Annotated in this window: 23 protein-coding genes; 17 read left to right on the forward strand and 6 right to left on the reverse strand. The window is 27.1% G+C overall.

Going from position 1 to position 20,989, the window contains the following annotated elements; genetic code table 11:
- Both ABJG40_RS00210 and ABJG40_RS00215 read left to right on the forward strand, forming a co-directional pair.
- Positions 1 to 622, forward strand: a 622-nt coding sequence (locus ABJG40_RS00210; protein WP_348022561.1) for a Nif3-like dinuclear metal center hexameric protein, incomplete at its 5' end; no start/stop codon positions are given.
- A gap of 2 nt (positions 623 to 624) precedes the next feature.
- Entirely contained in the window at positions 625 to 1,398 is a 774-nt protein-coding gene (locus ABJG40_RS00215) for a hypothetical protein (RefSeq protein WP_348022562.1), read from the forward strand.
- Between the two features lie 70 nt (positions 1,399 to 1,468).
- Here ABJG40_RS00215 and ABJG40_RS00220 read toward each other — a convergent pair whose 3' ends face one another.
- The 4 genes from ABJG40_RS00220 to ABJG40_RS00235 form a co-directional block, all read right to left on the reverse strand.
- Positions 1,469 to 3,358, reverse strand: coding sequence for a DUF349 domain-containing protein (locus tag ABJG40_RS00220; protein ID WP_348022563.1), 1,890 nt, complete (start codon positions 3,356 to 3,358; stop codon positions 1,469 to 1,471).
- Between the two features lie 102 nt (positions 3,359 to 3,460).
- Complete coding sequence (locus ABJG40_RS00225) at positions 3,461 to 4,219, reverse strand: shikimate dehydrogenase (RefSeq protein ID WP_348022564.1); 759 nt, start codon at positions 4,217 to 4,219, stop codon at positions 3,461 to 3,463.
- Positions 4,200 to 5,207, reverse strand: a complete 1,008-nt coding sequence (locus tag ABJG40_RS00230; RefSeq protein ID WP_348022565.1) for a DUF368 domain-containing protein — start codon at positions 5,205 to 5,207, stop codon at positions 4,200 to 4,202. Before ABJG40_RS00230 ends, ABJG40_RS00225 begins: the two co-directional genes overlap by 20 nt.
- Positions 5,208 to 6,131 carry a DUF368 domain-containing protein gene (locus ABJG40_RS00235; protein WP_348022566.1) on the reverse strand — a complete coding sequence of 308 codons (924 nt, stop codon included), beginning with the start codon at positions 6,129 to 6,131 and terminating at the stop codon, positions 5,208 to 5,210.
- Positions 6,132 to 6,287: 156 nt separating this feature from the next.
- Between ABJG40_RS00235 and ABJG40_RS00240 the strand changes: the two genes are divergently transcribed.
- The 8 genes from ABJG40_RS00240 (at position 6,288) to ABJG40_RS00275 (ending at position 12,445) form a co-directional block, all read left to right on the forward strand.
- Positions 6,288 to 6,854: a Crp/Fnr family transcriptional regulator gene (locus ABJG40_RS00240; RefSeq protein WP_348022567.1), complete on the forward strand. Its 567-nt coding sequence runs from the start codon at positions 6,288 to 6,290 to the stop codon at positions 6,852 to 6,854.
- An 83-nt stretch (positions 6,855 to 6,937) separates the two neighbouring features.
- Positions 6,938 to 8,302: a TolC family protein gene (locus ABJG40_RS00245; protein WP_348022568.1), complete on the forward strand. Its 1,365-nt coding sequence runs from the start codon at positions 6,938 to 6,940 to the stop codon at positions 8,300 to 8,302.
- A gap of 20 nt (positions 8,303 to 8,322) precedes the next feature.
- A complete protein-coding gene (locus ABJG40_RS00250) occupies positions 8,323 to 9,282 on the forward strand; it encodes a biotin/lipoyl-binding protein (RefSeq protein ID WP_348022569.1) in 960 nt (319 codons plus the stop codon).
- A gap of 7 nt (positions 9,283 to 9,289) precedes the next feature.
- Complete coding sequence (locus ABJG40_RS00255; RefSeq protein WP_348022570.1) at positions 9,290 to 10,447, forward strand: ABC transporter permease; 1,158 nt, start codon at positions 9,290 to 9,292, stop codon at positions 10,445 to 10,447.
- A gap of 61 nt (positions 10,448 to 10,508) precedes the next feature.
- The gene (locus ABJG40_RS00260; RefSeq protein ID WP_348022571.1) at positions 10,509 to 10,805 is read left to right on the forward strand and encodes a metalloregulator ArsR/SmtB family transcription factor; all 297 of its coding nucleotides are present in this window, start codon (positions 10,509 to 10,511) and stop codon (positions 10,803 to 10,805) included.
- A 37-nt stretch (positions 10,806 to 10,842) separates the two neighbouring features.
- Positions 10,843 to 11,079 (forward strand): thioredoxin family protein, encoded by a 237-nt coding sequence (locus ABJG40_RS00265; protein WP_348022572.1) that lies wholly within the window; start codon positions 10,843 to 10,845, stop codon positions 11,077 to 11,079.
- 5 nt (positions 11,080 to 11,084) lie between these two features.
- Positions 11,085 to 11,459 (forward strand): rhodanese-like domain-containing protein, encoded by a 375-nt coding sequence (locus ABJG40_RS00270; protein ID WP_348022573.1) that lies wholly within the window; start codon positions 11,085 to 11,087, stop codon positions 11,457 to 11,459.
- Positions 11,453 to 12,445, forward strand: coding sequence for a permease (locus ABJG40_RS00275; RefSeq protein WP_348022574.1), 993 nt, complete (start codon positions 11,453 to 11,455; stop codon positions 12,443 to 12,445). The genes ABJG40_RS00270 and ABJG40_RS00275 overlap by 7 nt, the downstream gene beginning before the upstream one ends.
- A gap of 28 nt (positions 12,446 to 12,473) precedes the next feature.
- On the opposite strand, the gene ABJG40_RS00280 is transcribed toward ABJG40_RS00275, so the two are convergent.
- A complete protein-coding gene (locus ABJG40_RS00280) occupies positions 12,474 to 13,844 on the reverse strand; it encodes a tetratricopeptide repeat protein (protein ID WP_348022575.1) in 1,371 nt (456 codons plus the stop codon).
- Between the two features lie 194 nt (positions 13,845 to 14,038).
- On the opposite strand from ABJG40_RS00280, the gene pyrR reads away from it, so the two are divergent.
- Genes pyrR through ABJG40_RS00310 form a run of 6 tightly spaced genes read left to right on the forward strand, consistent with a single transcriptional unit; the run spans position 14,039 to position 17,873 of the window.
- Entirely contained in the window at positions 14,039 to 14,578 is a 540-nt protein-coding gene (gene pyrR, locus ABJG40_RS00285) for a bifunctional pyr operon transcriptional regulator/uracil phosphoribosyltransferase PyrR (RefSeq protein ID WP_348022576.1), read from the forward strand.
- Between the two features lie 2 nt (positions 14,579 to 14,580).
- Entirely contained in the window at positions 14,581 to 15,510 is a 930-nt protein-coding gene (locus ABJG40_RS00290; RefSeq protein WP_348022577.1) for an aspartate carbamoyltransferase catalytic subunit, read from the forward strand.
- 3 nt (positions 15,511 to 15,513) lie between these two features.
- Positions 15,514 to 15,846: a hypothetical protein gene (locus ABJG40_RS00295; RefSeq protein WP_348022578.1), complete on the forward strand. Its 333-nt coding sequence runs from the start codon at positions 15,514 to 15,516 to the stop codon at positions 15,844 to 15,846.
- Positions 15,847 to 15,857: 11 nt separating this feature from the next.
- Positions 15,858 to 16,178, forward strand: a complete 321-nt coding sequence (locus tag ABJG40_RS00300; RefSeq protein WP_348022579.1) for a T9SS type A sorting domain-containing protein — start codon at positions 15,858 to 15,860, stop codon at positions 16,176 to 16,178.
- Positions 16,175 to 17,089 carry a ribonuclease Z gene (locus ABJG40_RS00305; protein WP_348022580.1) on the forward strand — a complete coding sequence of 305 codons (915 nt, stop codon included), beginning with the start codon at positions 16,175 to 16,177 and terminating at the stop codon, positions 17,087 to 17,089. The genes ABJG40_RS00300 and ABJG40_RS00305 overlap by 4 nt, the downstream gene beginning before the upstream one ends.
- Positions 17,090 to 17,102: 13 nt before the next feature.
- Positions 17,103 to 17,873: a LuxR C-terminal-related transcriptional regulator gene (locus ABJG40_RS00310; protein ID WP_348022581.1), complete on the forward strand. Its 771-nt coding sequence runs from the start codon at positions 17,103 to 17,105 to the stop codon at positions 17,871 to 17,873.
- Positions 17,874 to 18,034: 161 nt separating this feature from the next.
- Here the strand turns inward: ABJG40_RS00310 and ABJG40_RS00315 are convergent, their stop codons facing one another.
- The gene (locus tag ABJG40_RS00315) at positions 18,035 to 18,397 is read right to left on the reverse strand and encodes a CoA-binding protein (RefSeq protein WP_348022582.1); all 363 of its coding nucleotides are present in this window, start codon (positions 18,395 to 18,397) and stop codon (positions 18,035 to 18,037) included.
- Positions 18,398 to 18,501: 104 nt separating this feature from the next.
- Here ABJG40_RS00315 and ABJG40_RS00320 point away from each other — a divergent pair, with 104 nt between their 5' ends.
- Positions 18,502 to 20,955: a TonB-dependent receptor gene (locus tag ABJG40_RS00320; protein WP_348022583.1), complete on the forward strand. Its 2,454-nt coding sequence runs from the start codon at positions 18,502 to 18,504 to the stop codon at positions 20,953 to 20,955.
- The last annotated feature ends 34 nt before the right edge of the window (positions 20,956 to 20,989 follow it).

Raw genomic sequence — 20,989 nt, forward strand, 5'->3', positions numbered from 1 at the left:
CATTGGTAATTATGATAATTGCTCTTTTAATATAAATGGAGAGGGAACATTTAGAGGAAATGAAAATTCAAATCCGACTTTAGGAGAAAAAGGAAAAAATCATTCTGAAAAAGAAACACAGATTTCTGTAATTTTTGAAAGTAAAAATGAAAGTGCAATTTTAAAAGCTCTTCAAGAAAATCATCCTTATGAAGAAGTAGCTTACGAAATAGTAACTACAGAAAATATACATCAAAATATTGGAATGGGAATGATTGGTGAATTGTCATCAGAGATGGATGAAAAAGAGTTTCTTCTATATTTAAAAAAGACAATGAAGACAGATTGTGTGCGTCATTCCAATCTTATAAATAAAAAAATAAAAAAAGTAGCTGTTTTAGGTGGTTCTGGCAGTTTTGCAATTTCTAATGCAAAAAGAGCTGGTGCAGACGCATATGTGAGTGCAGATTTTAAATATCATGAGTTTTTTAAAGCTGAAAACAGCATTCTTTTGGCAGATATTGGTCATTATGAGAGCGAACAGTTTACAAAAAACCTTTTGGTTGACTATCTTACAAAAAAATTTAGTAATTTTGCAGTCATTTTATCAGAAAAAAGTACAAATCCTATATATTATATATAACCATGGCAAAGAAGAAAGAAATTTCGGTTGAAGCAAAATTAAGAGCATTATACGATTTACAATTAATTGACTCTAGAATTGACGAAATTAGAAACGTAAGAGGTGAATTACCTTTAGAAGTTGAAGATTTAGAAGATGAAGTTGCCGGATTAAATACGCGTATTGCTAACTTAAACCAAGATGCTGCAAACTTAGAAACAGACATTAACAACAAGAAATTAGCTATTGAAGAGTCTAATTCGTTAATGAAAAAATATGATGAGCAACAAAAGAAAGTTAGAAATAACAGAGAGTTTGATTCATTATCTAAAGAAATTGAATATCAAGATTTAGAGATTCAATTAGCTGAAAAAAGAATTATTGAGTTTAAAGCAAAAATTGCTCAGAAAAATGAAATAATTGATGCTACTAAAGAAAAGTTAGCAAAACAAGAAAAGCATTTAGGTCATAAAAAAGCTGAGTTAGATGCGATCTTAAAAGAAACTGAAAAAGAAGAAGAGTTATTAGCTCAAAAATCTGATGAATTTTCTCAGACTTTAGACGCTCACTTATTTTCTGCTTATACTAGAATTAGAACTAAAGTTAAAAACGGATTAGCAGTTGTTGCCATTGAACGTGGAGCTTCTGGAGGATCTTACTTTACAATTCCACCACAAGTACAATTGGAAATTGCTAATAGAAAGAAAATTACTATTGACGAGCATAGTGGTCGTATTTTAGTAGATGCTGCTTTAGCTGAAGAAGAAAAAGCAAAAATGGATAAGTTATTTTCTTAACCTTTTTTAATTTATATCATAAAAAAACTCGAAGCTTAGCTTCGAGTTTTTTTATGATATAAATCTAAATTTAATAATCTAAACTTTTAATATAACTTAGCTTTTCTTTCCAAATAATTAAGTCTTCTTTAAATCCTTCTACCCTCTTTTTTACATTTAATACCAAAGGATTATCATCTTTTGCGTTAGAAAAGAAACCTAAATTGTTTTCTAATTGTTGAATTTCTTTAACAATTTCATCAATTTTCTTTCTAACAAACATTTGCTCAGAATCTAGTTTTCTTACATCATTAGCTGAAGCTAAACCATCTACAATATTTTTAAATTTTAGCATGGCAACTTCATTTTTATCTAAAGACAAACCACCTAAAGCTCTATCAATTAATTTATTGAATTTCGCTTCTAAATGCCTTGCATTTCTTGGCAAAGCACCAATATTTCTCCAATTATTTATAACTTCTAATATTTCTTCTTTAGTTGGGGCTTTTAATTCTTTAACCGTTTCTAAAAAAGCTTTTTTAGAATCTACAACCACTTGTTGTTCTTTATTTAAAGAATTTTTCTGGTCATGATATCTATCAAAATAATGGTTACAAGCAGCTTTAAAACGTTTCCAAATATCATCAGAAAATTTACGAGGAACATGACCAATTTTTTTCCAATCAGACTGAATTCTTTTTAAAGTATTTGTTGATGTTTCCCAGTCTTCACTATCCTTTAAAGATTCTGCAAGTTCTATTAACTCCATTTTTTTCTTTAAATTCTCTTGCTGACCACTCTTTTCTTGTTTGTAGAAAACATTTTTAGCGCTATTAAATTTCTTAGTTGCAGCTTTAAATTTTTGCCAAACTTCTTCACTCTTAGAATATGGAAGTTTACCAGCATTAAAGTATTCTTGTCTTAAAGCTTCTACACTTTTAATGCTTTTTTGCCAATCATTGTGAGACTTATTATTAGAGGTATCAAAAGCATTTAGCTTTTCTACAACTACCAATTTTTTCTCTATGATTTCTTGATATTTAGAACGCATTTCTTTAAAATACTCATGTCTTTTATCGTGAATTTTTTTAGTTGCCGCACTAAATTTTTTCCAAACATCTTCTCTATGCTCCTGAGAAACAGGACCTATGTCTTCTTTCCAGATTTTATGCAGTTCTTGTAATTCTTTAAAAGAAACATTAATATCTTTTTCTTCCGCTAAAGACTCTGCTTTTTCAATAATCTTTAATTTTTCTTCTAAATTATGTTTAAAATCTAAATCTCTAAAGTCGTTACTTAAATGTAACAAGTCATAAAAACGCTCTACATGATGATGAAAAGTTTTCCAAGTATCATTATAGTGGTTTTTAGAAACTGGCCCAATAGATTTCCATGAATCTTGTAAGCTTTTGAAACTTTTATACATGGTTGCTGTATCTGCATTTTCTATTAAATCTTTTAATTCTTCAATAATAGACAGTTTCTTTTCTAAATTTTCAGACATTTGTTTGTCTAAATCTCTATAGTAAGAATCACGTTGTTTTTTATATTCTGATAATAGACTATTGTATTCTGATTTTATTGGACTTGAAAACTGAAAATCAATAGAGTTACCTCCAGCTTCTAAAAAAACTGCTTTCTTTTCTGCCAATAAAGCTCCAAATTTTTGGTTAAAAGAACTTTTAATTCCTTCTATTTGGTTCTTAATTTTTTGAATAGGATTATTTGAAAGTGTTTTTTTAAGTTCTTCAACTAATTCGTTTAAATTTAGTTTAGAATAATCTACTGTTTCAGTCTCTTCTTCTTTATGAACTTCTTTTTCTGCTTCTACAGCTATAGATTTTTCTATTTCTTGAACAGCATCAACAGTATTATCTACTTCTGTTGTAGTTTCTTTAGTTACAACTTTAGGAGTTTCACTAATAGTTTCTGTTACTTTCTTTTCCGTTTTTTCAACGTTTTCTTCGTTATTTTCTAACATGTCTACAATGTTTAAGGTCTAAATATAATGATACTATTATATATCTATAAAGATACAGACAACTTAGTAAATCTGCAAACTATCTAACTATTAAAAAGAACATTAATCTTTGTTCCATATTCTCCAAGATTCTTCTGCTTGTAGTTCTAACATTTCATATCCATTTTTAATTGTTGCTCCTTTTTCTTTTCCTTTTGCTAAAAAAGTAGTTATTTCTGGATTGTAAATTAAATCATACAACAGATGTTTAGCTGTTAAAAAATGATATGGAATATTAGGACATCTATCTACATTAGGTGAGGTACCAACTGGTGTAGAATTAATTATAATTTGATATTTTTTGATGATTTTTTCTGATAAATCGCCATAAGATATTTCGTTTTTACCTTTTGGATTTCTAGAGACAAATTTAAACTTAATATCGTTCTTTTTTAATGCATAAGCAATAGCTTTAGAGGCACCTCCTGTTCCTAAAATTAAGGCTCTTTTATGATGTTTTTTTATGAATGGAAAAATAGATTTCTCAAAACCAACAACATCAGAATTATAACCTTTTAAATTACCTCTTTTTGTAAATTTTATGGTATTTACTGCTCCAATTTTTTTAGCAGTTTTATCTAACTTATCTAAATATTGTATTACATCTTCCTTATAAGGAATTGTAACATTTATACCTCCTAAAGTTTTACCTCCTTTTTCTATTATAGAAGGAAAATCTTGAATCTTTTGAAGATCAAAATTAACATATTTGTAATTTTCTAAATCTAGTTTTTTAAACTTCTTTGTAAAATATCCTCTAGAAAAAGAATACTCTATATCTTTTCCTAACAAACCAAAAACGTTATTTTTTCTTTCTCCCATAAAAATCTATTACTAAAATTAATGCAATACCTAAAATAATATAAAAACCTGCAAACCAAGTTTCTGAATTTGAAAAATCTGGAATAAAACGCTCGTAATTCTCTACTATTTTATTTCCTTTTTTATCAATTAAATAATTTCCTTTTTCTTGTAGATAAATTGCTTTTTTCCAAGGCCAAACAATTCCTAAAGAACCTGTTATAAAACCAATAATAACAGCGTTTACAATTTGATGCCAACGTTTTAAAACATATCCTAAAATATGACTTATAGACACCAAACCAAATGCAGAACCTGCTGTAAAAACACTTATAATTTTTAAATACCTCATCTTTATTGGGTCTGATAAAGCATTAAAATTTCCTGATAAAATACTAGTTATAACATTAAATAATACGTTTACAGAATCTACTAATAATAATACGTAATTTCCTAATAGAATTAGAATAAAAGAGCCAGAAAGACCAGGAAGTGTCATACCAGAAACACCAATAATTCCACAAACAAAAACAAACCAAAGATTATCATTTTCTGTTGCTGGTGTTAAAAAACTAATTGCAATCCCTATAGAGGTTCCTATAATTAAAGATAGAATATTTTTAAAACTCCATTCTCCAAAATCTTTACCAATGTAATATATTGAGCCAATTATCATTCCAAAAAACCAACTCCAAACATAAAGTTCATAGTTTATTAAAAAGTAATCTAGAACTAAAGAAACGCTAAAATAACTAAAAATACTTCCTCCCATAATTAAGAGTAGAAATTGAGCATTTATATATCTGAAAAAACTTTTAAATCGACCATTAAAAAGTAATTTTAAAGCCTTTAAATTAACTTTTCTAAAAGAATAAATTAATTCTTCATAAAAACCAAAAACGAAAGAAACTGTACCTCCAGAAACTCCAGGAACTTTATTTGCTGCTCCCATTGCCAATCCTTTTAAAAAAAGGTAGATTTTATCAATAAAATTCCTTTCTTTCTGCATTTACTTTTTGTAATCTGCGAATTTTTCCATCCCTAAAATAATAACAAAACCAATTATTGCTAAAATAATTGCCATGGTTAATTGAGCATCTCCTTCAAAAGAAAAAGGAGTAATACTTTGTTGATTAAATGGTACTTTTACTCCATGAGAATTTGTACGCCATGTTAAAGTTTCTTTCCAAGGCCAAATTTTATTTAAAGAACCAATAATAAAACCTGTTAGAGCTGCTAAGGTTAAGCTTTTATAATGTGCAAATAACCATTTTAATATTTTCGAAAATGTTAGTAACCCTACTATTGCACCCACCATAAAAACTAAAATCATTTTAAAATCTCTATTATTAACTGCATCTAAAACAGGCTTATATGCACCTAATAATACCAAAATAAAAGACCCTGATATACCAGGTAAGATCATTGCACAAATAGCAATTGCCCCTGCAAAGAATATATATAACAATGAAGAATCTCCAGAAACCATCGGATTTAGAGTTGTAATAAAATAAGCTAAAAAGGCTCCAAAAATCAAAACTAAAACGGTTATAAAGTTCCACTTATAAATTTGTTTGGCTATATAAATAATACTTGCTAAAACCAAACCAAAAAAGAAAGACCATAATAAAATCGGTTCGTTTTCTAACAAATATTTAATTGCCTTTGCTAGAGAAATAATACTCACAAAAATACCAGTAAATAATGCTGCTAAAAAATTACCATTAACTTGTTTCCAAGCAGCTTTTAAACCGTCTTTTTTTAACGTTTTTAGCAAGCCTAAATTCACATTACTTATAGACCCCAATAATTCTTCATAAATACCAGAAATAAATGCAATTGTACCACCAGAAACTCCTGGCACAACATCTGCTGCTCCCATTGCCATTCCTTTTAAACCAATAACGATATAATCTTTTATATTTCTACCCATTTTTAATTTTCCTTTTTTTAGAAAAACGAAGATAGTAGATTTTTAAGTAAAAAATGGGTTCTACTTTTTTAAATTAACTTGTTTGTAAACTTATTTTCTGATAACTTAGCTATCTTACTTGTTTAAAAACAACCTGAATATTATTATAAAAAAAACATGAAATTATCTGACTTTCTATTAAATTTAGTTCCTTTTTCTGATGAAGAATTAACTGATATTATTATTCATTTTAAAGAAGAAAAATTTAAAAAGAATGCAATACTTTTAAAAAATGGAACTATTTGTGATAAGTTATATTTTATTAAAGAAGGTATGAGTAGAAGTTTTTATACAAGAAAAGATGGTAAAGAAGTTACTCAATGGTTTTTTGGTAACGGTCATTTTATGGCAAGTGCAGAAAGTTTTTTTAATCAAACACCTAGTTTTTACAATTTAGAAATTTTAGAAGATTCTATACTCTACAGTATTAGCTTTAAAAAAATGGAACTTCTGCTTGCTAAATATCATAATATGGAAAAATGTATTCGTTTATTATCTATAGAAATGTTTACCAAATTAGTACATAAAATGAATGCTACTCAGTTTCATTCTGCTAAAGAAAGATACAGTTATATGATTTTAGAATATCCTAACATTGTACATCGTATTTCTTTAGGGCATATTGCGTCTTATCTTGGTATGACACAGGAAACTCTAAGTAGAATTCGTAGAAACGAAACTTAAAATTAATTTATTTTTTGATATAGGTCAAAAGAAAACAATTAACTAATTAAGAAATTTGCATTGCAATTTTAAAATTATTTGCAATGCATAAAAACACATTTCTAATTTGTTTAATTATGTTGGTATTCGGTTTTACAAAACCTATTATAGCCCAACAATTAGACACTGAATTAAAAGATCTTATAAAAAAAGGATTAGAAAAAAGCCATTTCATAAATATTTATAATTTAGATAAAGAACAAAGCAAAGTTGATCAGAAATTAGCAAAAGCAGTTTTTCTTCCTAAAATTACTTTTGGTGCAAGTTTTACAAGGTTAGATGATGATATTACTTTTGATGATGACACGCAAAACCTGTTATTGTCTACTCAAAAACTTCTTATAAAAGAGGCTATTGGCATACCATTTAATGATGCGTTTCCTACAAATATTCCATTAACAGAAATACCTAATTTACAAGATAAAAATATTTTAAAATCTTATGTAGACTTAGATTGGGTACTTTTTAGTGGTTTAAAAGCTTATAATGCACTAAAAGCAAGTAAACACAAAGAGGCTTCTTTAAGTTATGTAACAACTGTAGAAAAAGATAAAATAGCTCTAAAAATAATTGAAACTTATGACAAACTTGCACTTGTATATGCTTCTAAAAAAGTTTTAGAAACTTCTAAAAAGTATTTAAACGAGCAAGAATTCTTTGTAAAAAAAGCTATTAAAAACGGATTAGCAATTCCTATAAGTCGAAAAAAAATAGAACTTGCTCAACAACAATTAATAGCAAAAGAATTAGAATACAATCATAATAAATCATTACTCATAGAATTATTACATCAATTAACAGGAAAAAGTAGAACTCATTTATTAATGCTTCATCCTAAAATTCAATTATTTTCTACAGAAAAAATAGATTCAAAAAAAAGGAATGAAATTAAAGCGTTAGAAGAAGCAGAAAAAGCTACTCTCTATAAAGCAAAAATGGAAAATAGCAATTTTATACCCAAAATTGCTTTAAAAGGTCATTATGAATTTATTGACGATGATTTATCGCTATTTGACCCTAAATGGTATGTTGGTATTGGTGTAAAATGGAATGCTTTTGATGGTTTAAACTCTAGTTTAAAAAGCAAAAAAACAAAATTAGAAAAGAAAAAATATTCAGAAAAAATTAGAGAAGCAAATGAGATGATTGCACTGAGTATTATAAATGCAGAATTAACATATAAATCTGCATTACAAAACAGTAAAATAATTAAAAAAGAAATTGATTTATCTTTAGAAAACTACACTTTAATCAACAAACAATATAAAAATAATTTAACCACTCTAAATGATGTTTTAGACGCTTTAAATGATTTAGAAAAAGCCAATTTTAAATTACAACAATCTTACTTTAAAGAAAGAAGAGCATATACTAATTTACTACATGCAAGAGGAGTTCTTAAATACTAATCATCTTAAAGAAATAAAAAATGAAATTACATAAAAACATACTATTTTACCTTTTTACATTACTGCTTTTAAGTGCTTGTAATTCTAATGAAACAATAACATACAATAGAGGAAAAGTAAAATTTGAAACCATTGCTATTAGTAGTAAAATTGCAGGACGTATTGATAAAATATTAATAACAGAAGGGCAAATAGTAAAAAAAGGAGACACTTTAGCATTTTTAGATATTCCTGAAATAAATGCTAAAATGATGCAAGCAAACGGTTCAGTTATAGCTGCAAAAGGAATGCTAAATATGGCCTCTAATGGAGCAACTTCTAATCAATTAAAACAAATTAACAGTAAAATTAACGCTAGTAAAGCCCAATTAGACTTTGCACAAAAATCTTATAACAGACTAAAAAACATGTATAAAGATTCATTAATTAGTTTACAACAATTTGATGAAGTTAAAATGAAACTTAATATGGCAAAAGCACAAGTTTCTGCTTTAAATGCTAAACTTAATGAAGTTAATAAAAGTGTAAGAACAGAAAAATTAGACCAAGCAAAAGGACAATTAAAAAGAGCTTTAGGTGCTAAAGAAGAAATTTTAACTGCTGCTAAAGAAAAATATATTATTGCTCCAGCAAATATGTCTATAGAAACGATTAGCTTACAAGAAGGTGAGCTTTTAACTCCTGGTTATGCTTTGTTTAATGGATATAAAACAAACAGTGTCTTTTTTAGGTTTACAATACCAGAATCTAAAATTTACAACTTTGAAGTAGGTAAAAAAATTACACTTTTAAATCCTTATACAAAAGAAGAATTTAATGCAAAAATTACTAGTATTAAACAATTAGCACAATATGCAAACATTACTAGTACTGCTCCTTTATATGATTTGTCTGAATCTATTTATGAATTAAAAGTCATTGCTAATTCTAATATTTCTAAACAAAAATTCTATTTAAACTCAACAATACTCATTAAATAGATTTATTATGAAAGACTTTTTAAAATTACTTAAAATAGAGTTTCAAAGAATTTTTTCTAACAATGTTTTGTTGGCAATTTTTATTGGAGCACCTATTTTTTATGGAATACTATTTGGTTATGTTTATAAACAAGCAAAAGTTTTAAACTTACCAATTGTAATTATTGATGAAGATCAAAGCCCAATATCAGATAAAATAATACAAGCTTTTGAAGATAATGAAGTATTACTTGTTAGCGACGTTCGTTTAATCTCAGGAAATTTAAAAGAGGAAATGCCCACAAAACAATATGATGCTGTAATTACTTTACCTAAAAATTTTGAAGCAGATATTTTACAAAAAAGACATCCAGAAATTAGAGTCGATTTAAATATGGCTAATATATTAAACGCAAATACAGCAAGTAAAAACATACAAGCTGTTTTAGCAACTTTAAATGCTGGAATAGAAATTGAATCGCTTAAAAAAAGTGGTCTTCACACATCACAAGCTTTAGCGAGTTATGAAAGTTTTAAAATCAACTTTAATAAACTTTACAACTCTTCTGGAAACTATATAACTTTTATGCTACCAGGTTTATTGGCTGCTATTATGCAGCAAATCATCTTTTTAGCAATGGCTTTAGTTTTTGCAAGAGATTTTGAAGATGGACATTTTGGTTTTTTACTTAAAAAAAATAAATCTCCCTTATATCTTATTGCTTTAAAATCTGCTCCTTTTATAATTATGATTCCTTTTATTTGGTTATTTATAGCCTTATTATTTCCTTATTTTAAAATTGATGTAGCTTTTTTAAATTTGCCTATGCTACTACTTGTTTCAATCTTATCTTTAGCATCTATGTGTATAGGAATGTTGTTTTCAATTGCAATTCCTAGTCAATTAAAAGCAACCGAATTATTAATGGTTATATCTACACCAGCTTTTATATTAAGTGGTTTTACTTGGCCAACACTTGCTTTTCCTGATACAATTGCAAATTTTGCTAAAATTATTCCATCAACACACTTTTTAAGTGGTTTTAAAAAAATAGCTTTTTATGGTGGAGATATTGCATCAATAAAAACAGAAATAAACACTTTACTTCTTATTTTTATTTTATCATTTATACTTCTATATGTATTATTAAGAATAAAAATTTTATTGTTTATTCGAAAAAAATAATATTATGTGACATAAGTCACTTTTCTTAATAAAAATCAATCGTAAATTTGCGATAAGAAATATGAAAAGAGATTTAGAAACTATAAAATATACTAAAGCTTTGGCAAATTTTGCTAAAGCTTTGGCACACCCTACTAGAATTGCCATTTTAAAACATTTAGAAAATCAAACTTGTTGTTTTACAGGCGATTTGGTAGATGTTTTTCCATTAGCACAATCTACAATTTCTCAACATCTTAAAGAATTAAAAAAGGTTGGTCTTATTCAAGGAGAATTAAAACCTCCCAAAATTAAATACTGTATTAATCAAAAAAACTGGAAAATTGCAAAAACATTATTTCAGGATTTTTTTAATTGATATTATAACACAAAATAACTAAGACTTATAAAAAAGTATGAGTAAAATAATTAAAATATTAGGTACAGGTTGTTCTAAATGTAAATCAATGACAGATGTTGTTAAAGAAGTTATTTTAGAAAATAACATAGTTGCAACTGTAGAAAAAGTAGAAGACATTATAGAAATTATGCAATACAATGTGCTTTCTACACCTGTTTTGGTTGTAGATGAAGTTGTTGTAATTAAAGGAAGAATCCCCTCTAAAAACGAAGTAATAGAATTATTAAAATAAAAAAAATGAAAGAAGCAAAACAAATATGCCCTACATCAACATTAAGAAAAGTTAACGAAGGTGCTTTAATAGTAGATGTTAGAAATACAGAAGAAGTTGCAAAAGTATCTTTTGATGTTCCTAAAATTCTAAATATTCCTATAAATGAATTAGAAAATAGAATTAACGAAATTCCGAAAGACAAAGAAATAGTAATGGTTAGTTTAAATGGAGAACAAAGTTTAAAAACTACATGCTACTTAATGAATGCAGGTTATAAAAATGTTTATAACATGAAAAACGGAATAATAAAATGGGCTTCTAAAGGGTTCCCTACAAAAGGAGATATTAATTCTTTAGAATTAGTGACTAGCTGTTGTTCTAATTCTAATTGTTGTTAAGAGATTTAATGTTTGATTGGGTACAAAATATTGCAGACTGGTTGGTTTATGATGTCTTTAATTTTGAAAAAGGACAACATTTGGGCGAAGCAATTAACTTCTTTATTTACGATACTACAAAAATTATAATTTTACTTTTTGTAGTCATCTTTTTTATGGGAATTGTAAACAGTTATTTTCCAATTGATAAAGTTAAAAATTATCTTTCTAGAAATAAATTATACGGTTTAGAATATTTAATAGCAAGTTTATTTGGGGTTGTTACTCCTTTTTGTTCTTGCTCTTCTGTTCCTTTATTTATAGGCTTTGTAAGAGGAGGAATTCCGTTAGGTGTTACATTTGCTTTTTTAATTACATCTCCGTTAGTAAATGAAGTTGCTATTGGGCTTTTTATTGGTTTATTTGGTTTAAAAACCACTCTTATTTATGTTGTTAGTGGAATTTTATTAGGCACAATTTCTGGAACAATTTTACAAAAACTACAACTAGAACGTTTTTTAACACCTTGGGTAAAAACAGTTTTAGCAAATGCACAAAAAGAACAAAATACTTTTATTGCAGAAAAATTAAGTTTAAGACAAAGAATGCCAATAATTTGGAACGAAGTTCTTAATATTTTAAAAGGAATTATAGTTTATGTTATTATTGGTATAGCAATTGGCGGATTAATGCATGGTTATATTCCAGAAGGTTTTTTTGAACAGTACATGGCAAAAGACAATCTTTTTGCTGTACCTATTGCTACTATTTTAGCTGTACCTATGTACTCTAACGCTTCAGGAATTTTACCTGTAGCTCAAGTTTTAGTTGCAAAAGGTATTCCATTAGGAACTGCAGTAGCATTTATGATGGGAGTTGTTGGTTTATCTTTACCAGAAGCAATGCTCCTAAAAAAAGTAATGACATTAAAATTAATTGCCATCTTTTTTGGAGTAGTTACTCTTTGTATTATTTTTTCTGGTTATTTATTTAATTTAATATTGTAATATCAAATTAAAATTACCTAGAAAAATATTATTCCATTGCTTTTTTATAATTTACTATAAGCTTTTGTATTTTTTCATTTTCGTACACTATAGGAAACAATTCCTTTAAAATGATATGATAGTCATAATCTATTTTTAATCCCGAAATTAAATGATTAAACCCATACTTTTCTTTATTGAAGATGTAAAACAAACCTGCTAACCTGTACTCTATTTCTGCAATCTCTTTGTATTTTTTTTGGGCTTTAAACAATACAGATATTGCATCATTAAACTCACCTAAAAAAGTTAAGACATCTGTTAAACCAATATAGATTTCTATACTTTGATCCTGTAAATTTAAACAATTTTGAAAACCCGTTACAGCTTCTTCATAGAAATTTAATTTTAAATTAATTTCAGAATAGCGTCTCCAATATAAAGAATTATCTTCTTCAATTTTTAACGCTTTAGAAATATAATATGAAGCTTTTTGGTAGTTTTTATTGTTAAAATATATGTTAGTTAATAACATCCAACCTTTATCTAACAAAGGATCTTCATGAACTGCTTTTTTATAAAAGGAAATAGCAGCTTCAAAGTTCTCTAATTTTTCATAACATTCTCCTATTCTAATGTAAACAAAAGCTGTTGCATCATCTAATTCTAAAGTAACTAAGTAATTATCAATTGCTTCTTTATAACGTTTTAACTCTTCTAAAGTTTTTGCTTTTTCTAAATAACCTCCAATAAAAGATTCATCAATAATTACAGCATAATCAAATGCATGTAATGCTTTTTCATAATTTTCTAAAACAAAATACTGTCTTCCTAATTGATGCCAAGCAACTTCACAATATGGATTTATATCTATGTAAGCATTTAAATATTCTATAGCTTCTTTATGTTTTTTTTCCATATCAAAACAATATACAACATTATAAAGGGCAGAATAATCTTCAAAATCTACATTTACACATTTCGCAAACGTTAAACGTGCATTTTTAAATTCATCTAAATACAAATATTCCATCCCTAATAGAGCCCAAATATCTACCTTATCGTCTGTAAAAGTAAGTGCTTTTTTAAAAAAAAGAATAGCTTCTTTATGGTTTCCTTTTTTAGAACAAATTGTGCCTCTTTGTATAAAAACCTCATCATTATTGGGTTCTAAACGTTCTATTATTTTAAGTAATATAGAAGCCTTATCTAATTCATTTTCAAAAATATAAATTTCTACTTGTAGCAATTTTAAATCTACTGAAGCAGGATGTTGTTGTAACCCCAACTTTACTGCTTTTTTAGCTAAAGCGTGTTTACCAGCATCTAAATAATGTATAATTATTTCTTCAAACTCTACCAAATCAAAAAAATAAATTGAATTGGTTTTAAGCATGGATTCAAATTTTAATAGAGACATAACTATGAGATTTGAATTAATACATTAAAAATACTACAACTCTTAAACCACATTTAATTTTGCCGTAATTGTTTTCAACAATTTAATTAACATTGCATCAAAAATACTTTTTAGTACCTATAAATTTTGCGCATACATTTTTTTACAGTAATTTTGATTTTCAATAACTATCAAGCTAATTTGATAGCTTTCTTATGAGCAAAAAAAACTTACTTAACTCAAAAGATATTGAAATAATTCTACATCGATTGGCGTGTCAGTTAATCGAAAACCATAACGATTTTTCTAATACAGTTTTAATTGGTTTACAGCCCAGAGGTAGTTTCTTAGCTAATAGATTAGCAGATTTATTAAAAAATAAATACCAAGTAAAAAACTTACAATTAGGCCTTTTAGACATTACTTTTTATAGAGACGATTTTAGAAGAAGAGATGCTCCTTTAGCGGCAACAGCTACCAAAATGGATTTTTTAATTGAAGGTAAAAATGTAGTAATTATTGATGATGTTTTATATTCTGGAAGAAGTGTAAGAGCTGCATTAACAGCAATGCAATCCTATGGAAGACCCGATAATATTGAGTTATTAGTACTTATAGATAGACGTTTTAGTAGACACTTACCTATTCAACCAGATTATAGAGGAAGGCAAGTAGATGCTATTAATGAAGAAAGAGTACTCGTTACTTGGAAAGAAACAGAACAACAAGACGCAGTTTATATAGAATTTAAGTAATTATGTCAGAATTAAGTGTAGAACATTTATTAGGAATAAAATATCTAAAGAAAACTGATATTGATCTTATTTTTGAAACAGCAGATCACTTTAAAGAAGTTATTAATAGACCGATAAAAAAAGTACCTTCTTTAAGAGATATAACCATTGCTAATTTATTTTTTGAAAATAGTACAAGAACAAAATTAAGTTTTGAACTAGCAGAAAAAAGACTTTCTGCAGATGTAATTAACTTTTCTGCAGGACAATCTTCTGTAAAAAAGGGAGAAACTTTAATTGATACCGTAAACAACATATTAGCTATGAAAGTAGATATTGTTGTTATGAGGCATGCAAGTGTTGGTGCTGGAGTTTTCTTATCTAAACATGTAGATGCAAAAATTGTAAATGCTGGTGATGGAACTCACGAACATCCAACTCAAGCCTTATTAGACTCTTACTCTATTAGAGAAAAACTAGGAACGGTAAAAGGTAAAAAAATTCTTATTGTTGGTGATGTTTTACATTCTAGAGTTGCGTTATCAAACATCTTTGCATTACAATTACAAGGTGCAGAAGTAAAGGTTTGTGGACCAACAACCTTAATACCTAAATACATTTCTAGTTTAGGTGTAGAAGTTGAAAACAATCTAAAAAAAGGGTTAGAATGGTGTGATGTTGCAAACGTTTTACGTGTACAACATGAAAGAATGGATATTAAATATTTTCCATCAACTAGAGAATACACACAACTTTTTGGTATCAATCAAGAGATTTTAGACAACCTTGGCAAGAAAATTGTAATTATGCATCCAGGACCAATAAATCGTGGAGTAGAAATTACAAGTGATGTTGCCGATTCTAATGAATCTATTATTTTAAATCAAGTAGAAAACGGTGTTGCTGTAAGAATGGCAGTAATTTATTTATTGGCACAACAAGTTAAAAGATAAATTATGAAAATAGAAAAAAAAGATACTTTTACACTTATTACAAGTGATGAAAACTCTTTTACTGAGTTATATAATTCTTTTTTAACAAAAGAAAAAAATCTTGAAAAAGAAAATATTGTCGTTCAAAATTCTAAAAACATTAACGTTTCTACTAAAGAATTTTTACTATTTTTGAATATAGCTGAACAAAAAAAACAAAATGGCACGTCATTTGTAATAGTTAGTTCAGATATTGATATGGATAATTTTCCAGATAACTTTAACATTGTTCCAACCTTACAAGAAGCAAAAGATGTTATAGAAATGGAAAACATAGAAAGAGATTTAGGTTTTTAAAAAAATAACACATGATAAAAAAAATACTTTTTATTTTATTTTTAAGTATTACCACTTTAGGTTTTTCGCAAGAAAACTCTATAGATGGTTTATCTGCTGCTCCAAATCCTTTTACAAGTAACACCAAAATTAGTTTTAGTTCATCTTCTAATTCGGCTATCTTTTTTACAGTTAAAAATGTTTTAGGAAAAACGGTTTATAAGAAAAATATAAAAACAAAAACGGGTAAAAATACAATTGCTTTTTATAAAGAAAATTTACCAACAGGAATGTATATTTATAGCATTCGAGATAAAAATAAAATTATTTCTAAACGTTTTGTTATTAGATGAGTATCTCACTAACAATTTTAGGTTGCCATTCTGCTACACCAAGAATTAACGCTTTTCCTACTTCACAATATTTAGAAATTAATAACAGTCATTTTCTAATAGATTGTGGTGAAGGAACACAACGTCAAATGCGAAAATATAAAGTTGGTTTTTCTAAAATCAATCATATTTTTATTTCGCATTTACATGGAGATCATTTTTATGGTTTGGTTGGTTTGCTATCTACTTTCGGGATTCTAAATAGAGAAAAAGAACTTCATATTTACGGACCAAAAGGCATTAAAGAAGTTACGTTATTACAATTAAAAATATCTCAATCTCACGCAAAATATAAAATGATTTTTCATGAGTTATCTTCAAAAAAAAGTGAACTTATTTTTGAAGATGATAAAGTTTCTGTTAGAACAATTCCGTTAACTCATAGAGTTTATACTAATGGTTATTTGTTTACAGAAAAAGAAAAACCTAGAAAATTAAACATGTTAAATATTAGTGGTTATACTGGTATTGACAAAGCAGATTATTTAAATATAAAAGCAGGTAGAGATATTGTTTTACCTTCTGGAGAAACCATCTTAAATTCAGAATTAACTTTACCTCCTCCTAAACCTTTAAGTTTTGCTTTTTGTAGTGATACCAGTTATAAACCAGATATTGTACCTATCATTAAAAATGCAGACTTATTATATCATGAAGCAACTTTTTTAAGTGATAGAGAAGATTTAGCTAAAAAAACAAAGCATTCAACTTCTAAACAAGCTGCACAAATAGCAAAAGATGCAGATGTAAAACAACTAATTATAGGGCATTATTCTGGGCGTTATAAAAATATTTTATTATTTAAAAATGAAGCTCAAGAAATATTTAAAAACACTAACTTAGCTGAACCCGGTAAAGTATTTACAATTTAAAATAAAAATTCTATTGAAATTGAATAATATTAATGTTGTTTATAATGAAATTTTTAATAGTTACCCAAAAGTAGAAATTAAAGAACATATTAAAAAACTGATTGAGCTTGACTTTTATTACCCACATAACACCACATTTTTCTGTATTACTAACACTGTAAATCAAAACTTCGAATACGTTAGTAAAAATTTTAAGATCTGTACTGGTTTATCTAAACAAAAAATGTTAGAAGATGGTATGGATTATTTCTGGACACTTTTTCATCCTAAAGATATTAAAATTTGGCTTTCTTGTTTAAATGAACTTATGACTTTTACCATGAATGAATTAGATGACGAGAAACGCAAAAGAATGAGTTATACTTGGAATTACAGAATTAAAAACGCTAAAGGAAAATATATAACGATCATTCAAAACACAACTCCACTTCAGTTTGATAAAGATCTAAAACCAATAATTGGTTTGGCACATTATACAGTTATGGATGGAGACATAAATATGGATATTTGTGCTAGTGCAAAATATTTAAATGAAGAAAATGAATACGAAACTCTTTTCTACAAAAATATATCTAGCACAAACTTATTAGATGTTATTAGCCATAGAGAAAGAGATGTTATTCGCTTATTATTATCTAAAAAAACAAGTCTAGATATTGCTGAAGGGCTAAATATTAGTAAACATACAGTAGATACTCATAGGAGAAATATCCTTAAAAAATTAAACTTATCTTCTACTTTTGAGTTAATTAGTTACTTTAAAAGTAATCCAAAATTAATATAATTCTAAACTATTAATACTCATTATGAGTATTGTAAAAAAGTTTCATAAAAATTAAATTTGCATTAAGGTAAATTGGATTGGTTATTTCTAATAAAAAAAATTATTAGAACTCACAATATTAGAAAAAGGAAAATAATTTTCACCAATTCAATTTACTTTTTTTAATATTGATTCATACTTAATAACACTAAAGTACAAGCCACATCTACTTCAATATTATTTTCTTTTAACAGTTTTATAAAATCATCATTTAATGTTCCTGGGTTAAAAATTACACGTCTAGGATTTAAACTAATTATATAATTATAGTAAGCTTCTTGTCTTTGTTTATTTAAATACAAAGTAACTGTATCTATGTTTTTGTATGCTTTTTTTTCATCATCAATAACAACATTAAATACCTTTCCTTTTTTAGCTCCTATTGCAACAACTTCTATTTCTTTATCAATAAATCTCTTTATAGCAATATTCGAATATTTATTTGGATTTGTTGATGCACCTAAAACTAATGTTACTTTTTTCATATGTTAAGAATAAGTTAAATAAAATTAATTCTTGTAACAAATATAGAATTTGAAACGTCTATATAGAACTCAATATAAAGAAATTCAACCAAAATTAACTACAAATGAAAAAAATAATACTATTTGCAATTTTATTAGTATCCATAAATTTCTTTGCACAAATGCCAAAAGGAGAACTTGCTAAACCTGGAATTATTACAGGTAAAGTAGTAGACAAAAACTCTAATGAAGCTTTACCATACGTAAATATTGTTATTAGAGATTTTGCAAAAAAAATAATAACAGGAGGTATTACAGATGAAAACGGAAACTTTAAAATTAAAGACATTCCTAAAGGAAATAGTTTAGTAGAAGTACAATTTATTGGCTTTAAAATCTATTCTAAAAAAATTAGCATTACTGATAAAAGTAAAAAACTAAATTTAGGCACCATTGCTTTAGAAGAAGACAGTTCTATTTTAGATGAAGTAGTTGTTAGAGCAGAAACCTCTACAGTTACTCAAAAAGTTGATAGAAAAGTAATTAATGTTGGTAAAGATTTAACTGCAGCTGGCACAACTGCTTCAGAGCTTTTAAACAATGTACAATCTGTTAGTGTAGATAGTCAAACAGGTTCAATTAGTTTAAGAGGAAATGATAATGTACGTGTTTTGGTAGATGGTAAACCAACTAACATTTCTGCAGCTCAATTACTAAAACAAATACCTTCTACCTCTATAAAAAGTATAGAATTAATTACAAATCCTTCTGCAAAATACAATCCAGAAGGAATGAGCGGAATTATCAATATTATTTTAAACAAAAATGCAAATATGGGTTTTAATGGTTCTGTAGATACAGGTATTACAGCGGGTCATTATGTACGTTATAATGCTTCTACAAACATGAATTATAAAACAGGTAAAGTTAATTTCTTTGGTAATTATGGTTATAATGGAGGTAATAATTTTAATTATGGTTTTGTAGACAGGCCTTCTGCAAATGTGTTGCAAAATTTCCAGTTTGTTAATAAAAATGAATCGCATTTATTTAAAGTAGGTGCAGACATTTACTTAAATGATAAAAACACTTTATCTTTTTATACAACCTTTAATAAATTTAATGGTGATGGAAGTGGAAGCACAATAATTGATGGAAATGGAACTTTAATTTCTGATGCTAGAAACATACAAAATCAAAATAATAACTCTGGAACTTATAATGTAAATTACAAAGTAGATTTCGAAAAAAAAGGTCATAATTTAGAATTTGAAGCAACCATTTCTAACACAGATAATCCTGAAGATGCAGAAAATATAGATTATTTAAAAAATCCTAATGACGATGATGATTACAAAATTTACAATTACACTAATGAAATAGAAAACGATAGAAACAATACTTTAATTAATATCGATTATACCAACCCAGTTTCTAAAGAAGGTAAATTAGAATTAGGTTTAGAATATAGAAGTAATAATACTGCAAACATTAACCTTACAGATCAAGAAAGAGAAATAAGAAATATTAATGATGTAATAACTGGTTACGAGAGAGTTGGTAATTCTTCTTTTGATTATGATAGAAAAATATATTCTGGTTATATCAACTACGGACATAAATTTGGGAAATTGACCATGCAATTAGGTACACGTTTTGAGCAATACGAAATAGAAGGTACTTTTAAGTACGAAAATGGATTCGAAAAAGTTACAGATAAAATGAACACCTTATATCCTTCTGCTTTCTTCACATACAATCCATCAGAAAAAAACCAGTTTCAAGTAAGTTATAGCAGAAGAGTTGATAGACCAAGTATTGGGCAATTAAACCCTATTAGAGAATGGAGTACACCATTAATTACTTCTGTTGGTAACCCAGAATTAGACCCTCAGTTTACAAATTCGTACGAAGTTAATTACACACGTCAAATTAAAAATGGATCGTTAACTTTTGGTACTTTTTACAGAAAAATTAACGATAACATTTCTCGTGTAACTTTTGCAGATCCTTTAGACCCAGATGTAAAACAAATTCTTTCGCATGCTAATTTTGATGATACAAGTTCTTACGGATTAGAATTTTCTGCAAACTATAAAGTAAATAACTGGTGGAGAATAAACTCTAGTATGGATTTTTACTCACAAAAACAATTAGGTATTGTAGATCAAAACAACGTAAACGCTTCTAGAATAGAAGTTACAAACGAAGTTTTTAATGCAAGAATTAGCAATAGTTTTAAAGCATCTAAAAATTTAAGATTTCAATTATTTGCTATGTATAGAGGTCCACAAGAAGATATACAATGGAAAATAGAGAATATGTGGATGATAAATACTGGTGCAAGTTTAACCGTTTTAAAAGGAAAAGGAACTGTAAACTTAAGAGTTAATGATATTTTTAAAGGAATGAAATTTGCCTTTAACTCTTCTAGTCCGTTTGTACAAAATGGTAAATTTAATTGGGAAAGCAGAACTGCATACCTTGGTTTTAATTACAGATTTGGTAGTGGAAAAAACAAAGCTAAAAGAAGAAGACAAAGAGATGATAACACCAAACAAAGTGGTGGTGGTTTCTAGAAAACAACATGATTACTTTTGATTTTTAAACTTG

The organism is Polaribacter sp. (assembly GCF_039939415.1).
Lineage (GTDB): Bacteria > Bacteroidota > Bacteroidia > Flavobacteriales > Flavobacteriaceae > Polaribacter.